This window comes from Methyloglobulus sp. (genome assembly GCF_964779595.1).
This window is the reverse complement of record NZ_CBAROL010000047.1, coordinates 1-10,906: the sequence shown is the minus strand read 5'-3', so window position 1 is coordinate 10,906 and position 10,906 is coordinate 1. Positions and strand designations below refer to the sequence as shown.

The following is a 10,906-nucleotide window of genomic DNA, read 5'->3' as shown; positions in this document are numbered from 1 at the left end:
GTAAATTGCGCTCAAGGTGATTTTACCTGTGCTTTGAAGGGGTCAACAGCACCATTCCTGCGGGCTTCTGATACCCGTGGTGGAATACCAAAACCCTTGTATGAGGCGCATGGCAATAAATATTTAGCAGCACCGGGCATTAATACCTTAGTTACAGGCGCACCAAACGGAAAAAACTGGTTTCAGATTCTGTACCAACCTGATCTGCTCACTGCGCCGACTGTAATTGGTTTTACTGATCAATTTCAATTGATGGGTCGGAAATATGATGGATCTGTGCCAAAACCAATTCCGCCGTCTAAGCCAAAACCACCTGTAACTAATCCTCCTGTGACTAATCCTCCTATAGTTAATCAGCCAGTAAATAATAATCCTGTGGTGGCAGGACCAATATCACGACTAGCGACAGTTACCAGTCCCAGTGTGAGCATTTCCGCAGTTGATCCCTTAGCATCGGAAGCATCTGGTGATGCAGGTAAATTTATGATTAACTTGAGTGCGCCGTCAGCCAAAAACATCAAGGTTAAATACAGCATCGGAGGTAATGCGAAAAAAGGTAAGGATTACCAGAAATTCGGTTCAAGCATGATAATCCCAGCCGGTAGCGTGTTTGGTACGATTGATGTGTGGCCCGTGGATGACAAAGTTAATGAGCGGACAGAAAAAGTCACTCTAAAGTTATCGAACAAAGGTATCAAAGGTTATTCCGTCCAAGGACAGGCAGTCGCTCACGTCAAGATTCTTGACAACGATTAACCGCATTGTTGTAAAAGCGTTTTTGTATACTATCAAGCGATAACCCTAGGGAATATCTAAAAACCCCCTCTCCCACAAGGGGAGAGGGAATAACATGGGATTCCGGCAAGCCCTGCCGGAATGACGAATTACATTACTTATTCATGCCAAATCGTTCCGTTACATCCATTCTGCCATGTAAAACACGGGCAACTTCAATGTCGGTTTTGCCTATGCGGTAAAAAATAACATGACAACCAACGCCAATACTACGCAATCCCTCGCTTACATCATCCCTGGATTTTCCAAGTTCGGGATTTATCACTAGCGTTTCAAGGCATTCTTTGATTTCTGAAACATAGTGTTGGGCTTGCTTGTCGCCCCAGTTCATAAAGGTGTAATCTTTAATCGCTGTTAAATCGTGCTGGGCTTCTTTGGATAACTTATACCCCTGCATCAAGCGTTATTCCTTGCTGAGTTCTTCAAAAAAGGAGCGTCCATCAACGCTTTCACTACGATCCAATTGATCTAAGCCTTTGCTGACCTCGCTTTTCAGTCTATCCAACTTTATTTGGTACATCCACGCTTCATGCGCTTCCATAAATCGCAAGGATTCCCGTATGACTTCACTCGCGTTGTTGTACATTCCGCTGGCGACTTTCGCCTTCACCATTTTTTCCAGTTGTTCTGTCAAAGAAACGTGCATTTTGACCTCCATAAAACTTTTTGTAAGCCAATAATACAAAGATTATCAAAGATTGGCTATTGTTTGTCTCGCAGCAATGAAATGTATGGCATTCTAACTCGTAATTAAAAACCTAACCGCATCCAACCTAAGCTGCGCCGCCTGAATATGTTCATGCGCCAACAGCGTCATATCTTTCAGATATTCGATTTCCTCGGGCTTGATAGATGGATTGACTTTCTTTAGCCGTACCAGACGCTTGATTTCAGCGGAAAGCGATTCCAGCATGGTTTTGGCGGCATCATCGACCAATGTTTGCATCTCGGTTTTGGCACTTTGCTCGGCGAGATTGAGCATTTTGGTGATATGTTCGCGCTGGCTATTGATGAACTCGACGATTTTTTGCTGATCAAATGACGTGCGGTTTACTACCAGACTGCGGTGTTCTATTGCTGGCGTTAAATCTTTCAAGTTTTGGTCGATGAGGATACGAATGGGTGTTGAAGGGAGAAATCGTCCTATTTGCAATTGCGCGGGTGCGCTGCATTCGACGATAAACAAGCATTCGAGCAAAAACTGCCCAGGTTTCAGGTCGTTGTTGCGTACCACGGTGATGGTGGCATTGCCGGTTTCACTGGACAGCACTAAGTCCATTGCCGCGCTTACCGTGGGGTGTTCCCAGGTGAAAAACTGCATGTCTTCCCGCGCTAGGGCGATTTGGCGGTTGGTGGTGACGGTGATGCCGTCTTCCTGCAAGCCAGGAAAACCGGATACGCGCATGTGGTCGCCAGGGGTGATGATGAAGCAGTCCGGCGAGTGGAATTCAGTTTCCACGCCGTAACATTCATACAATTCTTCCAGATAAGGCCAGAGTGTGCCTTGTTTTTCCAGGAGATTCATTTGGTCGATCAGGTCAATAGCGACTTCTTTGCGGCAGGAATTTAGTTCCAGCAGTAAATCTCGCCCATTTTGTAATTGTGTTTCGATTTCGGCATTCAGTTCTTGCGTGTCGGCGATCAAATCCGCAATTGTTTGGTGGCTGGGGTTGGCAAATACGGCCTGCAATTCGTCATGCAAGATTTCGGCAACCCGCGTTGCCGCCGAGTTATTGAGGTGGAAAGCATCCAATGCCTCGTCATACCATTGATACAGCACTTCTTCCTTGGAATTCTCAAGATAAGGGACGTGAATCTGGATGGTTTCCTTTTGACCGATGCGGTCTAGTCGCCCGATGCGTTGTTGCAATAGGTCGGGATTTTCCGGCAAATCAAACAGGATTAAATGATGGGCGAACTGGAAATTTCGGCCTTCGCTGCCGATTTCCGAGCAGATTAGCAAGCGTGCTGGGCTGTCTTGGTCGGCAAAATACGCGGCGGCACGATCACGTTCAATAATCGACATACCTTCATGAAACACGGCGGCGGCAATGCCAGCACGGTTTTTTAAGGTATTTTCCAAGCTAATTGCCGTTTGCGCGTATTTGGTAATCAACAAGGCTTTTTGCCCTGCCAGTTGCCGCACTTTGCTGACCAACCAAAGATAACGCGGGTCTTGCTCCCAATCGGCTGCATTTGCTTGACCACTCAAAGGATAAGCTTGACGTTTGCGTTCTGGGAATCCGCGTACGGTTTGGCGAGAATTTCGGAACAATATCCGACCTGTGCCGTGGTGATCAACTAGGATTTTTAATAAAGTATCTCTTGCAGCAGCAGACTCTTTGGAATCATTTAGGTTTTTTAGCAACGGCGCGACATTATCTTCTTTAAGCAACTCAGCCAATTGTGCTTGGACTTCGGCTGTTAACGGCTGATCGCTTAACAACAATTTCGCGGCATCGGCGATGGGTTCAAACTGTTTTTCTTCTTCTATAAAGGCAGAAAAACTGTAAAAACGGTCAGCATCCAACAAGCGTAAACGGGCAAAATGGCTTTCCTGACCTAATTGCTCCGGCGTTGCTGTTAATAAAATAAGGCTAGGCGAACGCAAACCTAATTGCTCAACAAACTGGTATTCAGGGCTGGCAGCTTGTTGATTCCATTCAAGATGATGGGCTTCATCAACGATGACCATATCCCAATCCGCTTCGATTGCTTGCCGTTGGCGGGACGGATGGGCAGAGAAAAACTCTTGGCTGCACAGGATACATTGCTCGTTAGCAAAGGGATTGACCCGCTGCGCGATGCTGTCTTCATCCACGTCAAAACCGTCTGAACCCGATTCTTCCAAACAACGGACTTCATCGAAAATGCTAAAGCGCAGGTTGAAACGCCGGAGCATTTCCACTAGCCATTGGTGCAGCAGGCTTTCCGGGACGATAATCAGGATGCGTTTGCTCAAGCCATTGATTAGCCGTTGGTGGATAATCAAGCCAGCTTCAATCGTCTTACCTAAACCGACTTCATCCGCCAGCATGATACGCGGCGCAGCACGGCTGGCGGCTTCGTGGGCAATGTAGAGCTGGTGTTGGATCAGCGATGTTCGACCGCCAATTAAGCCTTTTACGGGCGATTGTTGGTGTTGCTGTTGATATTGCCAAGTTTGGTAACGTAATAAAAACCAGCCGTTAGGGTCGATTTGTCCTGTAAATAGCCGATCTTGGGGTTTGTTGAACTGAATGTTGTGGTTGAGTTCGATTTCTTCCAGGTGGACTTCTTCGCCATATTCATCTTTGCCCACGTAAGTAATCAAACCATCTTGCTCAATCAGGCGAATAACTGTGATTTTTTCTTCATCAACCGATTCAATTACATCACCGACGGTAAATATGACGCGAGTTAAAGGCGCATTATCACTGGCGTACATGCGTTTTTCGTTACTTGCCAAAAACAGCACGGTAACGCGTTTGAATTCAACTTCAAGGATAAGGCCTAAGCCAAGTTCAGATTCATTGCTGCTGATCCAGCGTTGTCCGGGGATGAATGTGTGCATTTAGATCGGGTTGTTGGGCTTGATGTGCGGGAAAGTAGAGTTTGATTGGGATTTAGTTCTGTCGCTTACTTTTAACATTACTGGTAGGCAGGTAGTGTTTTCATCATTGGCATAGTTTGTGTGCATCTAATAAATTTGCCGCATTATACAGTAGCTGTGTTTGCTTAACTATTGGATTGATTTTAAGGCGATTTTGTAGAAGATAAAGCTGCATAGAAGAAGATGAAAAAAATTGTATCTTTCACACTTTGTTTTAAGTGAGCGTTAAGTGCGACCTGTATATGATTACAGTCAAATAATAGGTAACTGGATCATTGCCGACTTATTAAACCGCTGAATAATCAACAAACAGGACAGAAAGATGAAAAAATTAATTTTATTAGGTCAAATCACTGTGTTGGCAATGCTTTTTGCCAATGTTTCTTACGCATCAGGTGGTCATGATAGAGGGCATCACCGTGGACATGGGCATCATGGTGATGGCTATTATCCACCTCGTCAGTATTACGGCTCACCGCCACCACCGGTCTACCAGGATGGTCGCTCCCATCAAGGCTTGGCAGGTGGCGTGGTGGGTAGCGTGTTAGGGTATGAGCTGGGTAATGGTCATCCCTTAGCTACCGGGATTGGTGCAGCTGCGGGTTCATTCCTCGGTAATGGGATGTCTGGCAGGCGTTAAATTAGATTTATTTAGTTGTTTTGTTAAGCGACCATTCATGTTCAATCCGTAAAATGGTCACCAAGTTTTAAAGAACGCATTTATTTTTGACAACATTGATAATAACTAAATAGGAATAATGCCATGAAGAAATTACTTTATTTAAGTCAGTTAGCTATAGTTGCCGTATTGTTTTCTTCCGCTGCGTTTGCGGATGGACATGGCGGTTGGGGTGGACATGGTTACGGTGGTGGTCATCACGGTTGGGGTCATCATGATGGACATCACGGACATCATGGAGGACACCACGGTGGTTACGGTTACAGGCAACAAGTGAACAATTACTACCCGCAACCACAGCAGAACTATTACTACCAGCAGCCGCAACAGTATTACCAACAGCCGCAGCAGTACTATCCACCACAACCTCAGTACCAAGGTGGATACGATAACCGCTCACATCAAGGTTTGGCAGGTGGTGTGGTAGGGACAGTGTTTGGATATGAGCTGGGTAATGGACATCCGCTAGCAGCCGGTTTAGGTGCAGCAGCAGGCTCGTTTTTAGGAAATGGAATGGGTTGGCGCTACTAGGACGTATCAGGATAAGTCGCCAATATCCGCCAGGGAATAGGCTTTTTGAGGCCTGGTTTAGCTGTATAGCCCAGTTAAACCAGGCTTTGCTTTATCTGTAGCTTAAACAAAATCAAACTCAAGCAAAGTAGATGATAGTCTACACCCTCAAATAATCTCCCGTTAAACCGTTTTTTCGTAAAAAATAGATTAGACTTACAGTCTGAATTTTCAGCACACAGTAGGTTTAATTTCATAATGTCTGTCAGCAAATACGTTGCTCTTGTTGGTATATTCCTAGTTTTGACAGCTTGTGCTAGGACGTATCAAGCGCGGCACGTCGAGACCACGGATTTCCTTGATGATTACTCCCTACTAAAAGAAGGGCAAGACGACGATGCCTTGCTAACGTATTGGAAAAAAGGCATTAATTGGGCAGCGTATAAAAAAATCATCTTAGAACCCGTCATTATTAAGAAAATTCCCGATTCCGAGCTGAATGAGATGACCCACGAGGATGGTTTCCGACTGAAAGAATTGCTGGAATACCGGATACAGGAAGCCCTTAAAAATGGTTTCAAGCTGGTCAACAAGCCAGGTAAAGATACCTTGATAGTGCAATTTGCCATCACTGATGTGGCGACATCGACCGTTTTATTCGATATGTTTTCGTCGGTTTATCCTTCCGCTCGTGCCTTATCTGGCTTAAAGAGATTGGTGACGGGGACGGAATCCTTTGTCGGCAAAGCCAGTATTGAAGGCAAAATAATCGATTCAACCACGGGCGATTTACTGATGGCATCCGCCGATGCCCGTGCTGGCGGTAAGACGCTCACCGGTTCTACCAATGAATGGGATGATATTGAGGAAGCTTATAAATATTGGGCAATACAGTTAAGTTATCAATTATGTCTTCGGCAACTGCGGGTTGATTGCCAGAAGCCGGAATCGGAATGAGTCCATACTTTTCTGCTACTATCACTAAACACCCTGTGTGTATGTAGGTTTTCAGATAGTCGAAAAACAGCTAAATCATGATACTAATGATAGAATCCGCTCTTTTCTGATGGTCGGATAGCCCATCTTTATCCCAATCCCTGATCCAAGCATGAATAACAATTTATCCGGCAAAGCCAACTGGTATTTACCACTTCTGTCCGGCGTTTTCATCGGCACCAGTTATATCCCGTTTCCGCCTTGGGCATCTTTATTTGGCTTTGTGCCGTTGTGGTTGTTTTGGAATCAGCAAACAAGGCTAAAAAATGTCTTCCTAGGCGGAGTTATCACTGCCTTCGTGTTCACGATGATTGGCTTTAATTGGGTCACTTATACACTGCATGAATTCGCCCATCTGCCTTGGTTTTTTGCAGGTATCGGCATGATTGTGTACGGCTTGATCGGGCATTTATACGTTGCTGTTGCAGGTGTGCTGTGGTTCTGTGGGCGTAAGCGATTTCATTGGGATGAACGCTTATCCTTATGGCTGATGGCACTGATTACGATACTTTGCGACGCGTATTCACTGACCGTATTCGACTGGAATTTCGGTTATACCTGGTACGGCGCGAATATTCCCGTTTACCAGTGGGCGGAATTCATTGGTTTTAGCGGTCTTAGTGCGGCGACCTTATTGTGCAATCTGCCGCTTTATCTGGCGTGGCAAAAGCGCAAGGAAAAATCTGGCAAAATCATTTTTGCAGCCGTTCTGGCAGGTTTTATCCTGCTTAATATCGGTGGTTTAGGGCTGAAAGCAAGATTGCCAGAACCAGATGCCAAACTGAATACCTTGTTTATTCAAGCCAGCACCCCGAATTCCGAGAAAATGGCCGCTGAATTAGGGGAGGGCTATACGCAGGAAATCATCCGGCGGATTAAGGCGTTGACTGACGAAGCCATTAATCAGCATATAGGCAGCAAGATCGACTTCGCCATGTGGCCTGAAACGGCATTTCCGTCCCTGTTGGGTGCGGAATTCAGCCATAAGGAAGATCCCGTCCTGCTTTCCCAATTCCTGCGTGATCGGCAATTGCCCTTGGTGACGGGCGCATTCGGGGTTGACCAAAAATCGCGTTTGATTACCAATTCCTTATTTTTGCTGGATAATCAAGGTGATATTGTCGAGCCGCATTACAGCAAGACCATCTTATTGGCATTTGGTGAATACATTCCGTTTTCCGATACGTTTCCGGTCATCAAAAAATTTCTTCCCCAGATCGGGCAATATGCCAGAGGGCCTGGGCCGACCATCTTGTTCAACTGGAACGGTTTCAAGATGGGGCCGCAAATCTGTTATGAAAGCCTGTTCCCCAAGTTTTCGCGGGATTTAGCTAATCTCGGCGCACAGTTTATTGTGAATGCGACCAATGATTCCTGGTACGGCACTTGGCAAGAACCTTATCAACACATGTACATGACCCTAGCACGGGGCGTGGAATTCCGCAGGCCAGTGTTGCGCGTCACCAATACGGGTATTTCAACAGTGTCGTTGGCATCCGGCGAGGTGCTTGAGCAATCTCCGATGCTGCAACCCTGGGCTGGCTTATATGAAGTGCCGTACTTAAAAAATCCACCCGCAACGTTTTATCAGAACTGGTTCTGGCTAGTACCCAGTTTACTCTGGGGCAGCTTAGGCTTACTATTAGTTATTGGTTTTTACAGAAAACCAGCGTTTATCCAAACTGACCGGAGTTGATTCGATGAAAACTGATGACATTGTGGAACAAAAATATCTGGGCATCTCCAACCCATCCGGTGCAGTCGCGCTCAATGACAACTTGTTCATCGTTGCCGATGATGAAGATAATCTGTTGCGTATCTATGACCGGCATGTCCTCGATAAGCCGCTGCAAACGGTCAAATTGAGCGCGATATTTAAAGGTATAGTTGCTGATGGCGAAGATTTGGAAATCGACCTGGAAAGTGCGGCAGAAATCGCCGGGACTTATTTCTGGATTGGTTCGCATTCGACCAGTCGAACAGGTGAATACAGAGAATCCCGTCATCGTTTGTTAGCCGTCAGTATCAAATTAGCAGCGAATAATAAATTCGCCATTACACCCGCAGGCGACATCTACACGACATTGATAGCGGATTTACAGGATGATGACCGTTTTAACCACTATCATTTAGGTAAGGCGAAAAAAAACCAGGCTAAAGCCATTAGCGGTCTGAGTATTGAGGGGCTTGCTTCCACGCCGGATAATGGTCTGCTGATTGGGTTCAGGAATCCGTTAAGCGGCGGCGACATCAAGAACGGCAGGTTGGAAAATGGCAAAGCCTTAATCGTAAAATTAAAGAATCCTTATGAAGTCATTCACGGCCTGCAAGCCAAGTTTGCCGACCCCATCGAGCTAGATTTGGATGGTTTTGGTATTCGGGAAATCACCCGCCATAAAAACCATAAATACCTTGTCGTAGCTGGGCCGTATCATGAAAACATTCCCACCAAAGACCATAAAAAAGAAGAAGGCAAGTTGTATAAGTGGTCAAGTAAATCTGGAAAACTCAACAAATTGAAAAGGTTAGAGTTAGAAGGCTTTAACATTGAAGCCGCGCTTTTTTATCCAGGTAACGACAACTGTGTACAGTTATTGAGTGATGATGGCACATTGGTAGGTGCAAACGGGTTTCGTAGCATGACGTTGACCTTATAGTGCCGACAACGGTTTTAGGCTGGATTTATCAATCCAGCCTAAAACACTAATAGGTAGTGCTATTACAATAATCAGAAATTTCATGGTTAAGGCTTCGCCATTGACCATTCTCCCACAGTGAAATTAATTTTTTCAGGATAATCATCTTAAGATTTGGGCTTAAAAGCTCAAACAAACACTTGATTAAAAACCACACAAGGACTCCAAATGTCACAAGTTAGAAAAGTCATTGCCTCTACTATGATAGGTAATGGCTTGGAATGGTACGACTACGCGTTGTACGGCACGTTTACCGCGCTTATCAGCAAGCATTTTTTCCCTCCTGGCGATGATGCTGTTGCGCTGATTGCAACGTTTGGTATTTTTGCCGTAGGGTTTCTCATGAGGCCTTTGGGAGCTATGTTTTTTGGTTATATTGGTGATAAGTACGGGCGTAAAAATGCACTCGCACTTTCGATTTTGCTTATGGCTTTTCCCACGGCATGTATAGGGTTGCTACCGACTTACCAAGAGATAGGTCTATGGGCACCCGTATTGTTAACGCTGATTCGCTTGGTACAAGGCGTTGCTATCGGGGGGGAGTTTGGCGGTTCTATCGTGTACTTAGTGGAACATGCTTCCACAAAAAATAAAAACCAAATGGGTAACTTCTCCATACTCAGCATGTTGATCGGGTTGTTTAGCGGTGCGATGATTGCCGCTGCGTTGGCGCATCTTATGCCTGCGGAAGCTTTTGATAGCTACGGCTGGCGTATCCCGTTCATCCTGGGCTTTTTTATCGGTATAGTTGGCTTATATATCCGCACCAAACTGGATGAAAGCCCGGTCTTTATGGAAGCAAAAGAAGCCGGACATACCTCTGATGCGCCCATTAAAGAAGCGTTGCAGCAAAGCTACAAAGAAATTTTATTGGGCATAGGTGTTTACTTGGCCGTGACCATACCGTTTTATATCCAAACGGTTTTTATGCCGAGCTTTTTGGTTAAGTTCCTGAAGTTTTCCACTTCAGATTCCTTGCTGATTTTTTCCCTTAGTTTGTTGACCATGATGGTTGTCGCACCCATTTCAGCCTGGCTTAGTGATAACAAAGATCGGGAAATCGTGTTAAAAATTGTATTAATTTCGTATATCGCTTTCGCCATACCTTATATCTACTTGTTGGAGCAGAATACCTTTGCATCTGTGCTGACGGCGCAACTCCTGTTTGCGGTCATCTTAGGCTCTTACATTGCGCCCATCCCTACTTTGGTGGTCGAGCTATTCCCAACCAAAACGCGCTACACGGGCATGTCTCTCGCTTGTAATCTGGCGGCGGCGATATTCGGCGGCACCGCACCCATACTGGTCACTAAAATGATTACGATGACAGGCTCATATTCACCGATTGCCTTTTACATCATGGCGGCGGCGTTTGCCTCATTCCTTTGTATTGCTTCGGTAAGAGTGCGTAAGCATCGGGATTTGCTGCATTTGGTGTGATTGGGGAATTGTTTTTATGCGAACAAGTTATATTTTTGTCGAATATAGCTTGAGACCTTTGCACAAACAGCAGAAACTCCGGCTGACTGGTCAAAAGCCGATTTTTTTGAATTGGCATTCACCTTAATGGGCGGTATTCGGCTGAAATACGCATTTATCTCGCCATTTTTCATAAACCCTTGGCTATTTTTCGCGGTT

The 10,906-nt window shown here is 45.5% G+C and carries 11 protein-coding genes; 7 read left to right on the top strand and 4 right to left on the bottom strand.

Annotated elements, in window-relative coordinates; genetic code table 11:
- Nucleotides 1–756 (top strand): Calx-beta domain-containing protein (locus AC1YY3_RS12030; protein WP_482194508.1); only part of this gene is annotated, 756 nt, incomplete at its 5' end.
- 133 nt (nt 757–889) lie between these two features.
- Here AC1YY3_RS12030 and AC1YY3_RS12025 read toward each other — a convergent pair.
- From AC1YY3_RS12025 to rapA, 3 genes are all read right to left on the bottom strand, one after another.
- Nucleotides 890–1,192 (bottom strand): type II toxin-antitoxin system RelE/ParE family toxin, encoded by a 303-nt coding sequence (locus tag AC1YY3_RS12025; protein WP_481825082.1) that lies wholly within the window; start codon nt 1,190–1,192, stop codon nt 890–892.
- 6 nt (nt 1,193–1,198) lie between these two features.
- Nucleotides 1,199–1,441, bottom strand: a complete 243-nt coding sequence (locus AC1YY3_RS12020) for a type II toxin-antitoxin system ParD family antitoxin (protein WP_481825081.1) — start codon at nt 1,439–1,441, stop codon at nt 1,199–1,201.
- Nucleotides 1,442–1,534: 93 nt separating this feature from the next.
- Nucleotides 1,535–4,348 carry an RNA polymerase-associated protein RapA gene (gene rapA, locus AC1YY3_RS12015; RefSeq protein WP_481825080.1) on the bottom strand — a complete coding sequence of 938 codons (2,814 nt, stop codon included), beginning with the start codon at nt 4,346–4,348 and terminating at the stop codon, nt 1,535–1,537.
- Nucleotides 4,349–4,709: 361 nt separating this feature from the next.
- Between rapA and AC1YY3_RS12010 the strand changes: the two genes are divergently transcribed.
- The 6 genes from AC1YY3_RS12010 to AC1YY3_RS11985 all read left to right on the top strand — a co-directional run bounded on the left by AC1YY3_RS12010 (nt 4,710) and on the right by AC1YY3_RS11985 (nt 10,708).
- Nucleotides 4,710–5,027, top strand: coding sequence for a glycine zipper 2TM domain-containing protein (locus tag AC1YY3_RS12010; RefSeq protein ID WP_481825079.1), 318 nt, complete (start codon nt 4,710–4,712; stop codon nt 5,025–5,027).
- 123 nt (nt 5,028–5,150) lie between these two features.
- Nucleotides 5,151–5,597 carry a hypothetical protein gene (locus AC1YY3_RS12005; RefSeq protein ID WP_481825078.1) on the top strand — a complete coding sequence of 149 codons (447 nt, stop codon included), beginning with the start codon at nt 5,151–5,153 and terminating at the stop codon, nt 5,595–5,597.
- 237 nt (nt 5,598–5,834) lie between these two features.
- Nucleotides 5,835–6,533, top strand: a complete 699-nt coding sequence (locus tag AC1YY3_RS12000) for a DUF3313 domain-containing protein (RefSeq protein ID WP_482194507.1) — start codon at nt 5,835–5,837, stop codon at nt 6,531–6,533.
- Nucleotides 6,534–6,684: 151 nt separating this feature from the next.
- Nucleotides 6,685–8,268 (top strand): apolipoprotein N-acyltransferase, encoded by a 1,584-nt coding sequence (gene lnt / locus AC1YY3_RS11995; RefSeq protein ID WP_481825076.1) that lies wholly within the window; start codon nt 6,685–6,687, stop codon nt 8,266–8,268.
- A 4-nt stretch (nt 8,269–8,272) separates the two neighbouring features.
- Nucleotides 8,273–9,229 (top strand): DUF3616 domain-containing protein, encoded by a 957-nt coding sequence (locus AC1YY3_RS11990; RefSeq protein ID WP_481825075.1) that lies wholly within the window; start codon nt 8,273–8,275, stop codon nt 9,227–9,229.
- 207 nt (nt 9,230–9,436) lie between these two features.
- On the top strand, nt 9,437–10,708 hold the full coding sequence (locus AC1YY3_RS11985; protein ID WP_481825074.1) for an MFS transporter: 1,272 nt from the start codon (nt 9,437–9,439) through the stop codon (nt 10,706–10,708).
- A gap of 14 nt (nt 10,709–10,722) precedes the next feature.
- Here AC1YY3_RS11985 and AC1YY3_RS11980 read toward each other — a convergent pair.
- A partial coding sequence (locus AC1YY3_RS11980) for a hypothetical protein (RefSeq protein WP_482194506.1) occupies nt 10,723–10,906 on the bottom strand: 184 nt, incomplete at its 5' end.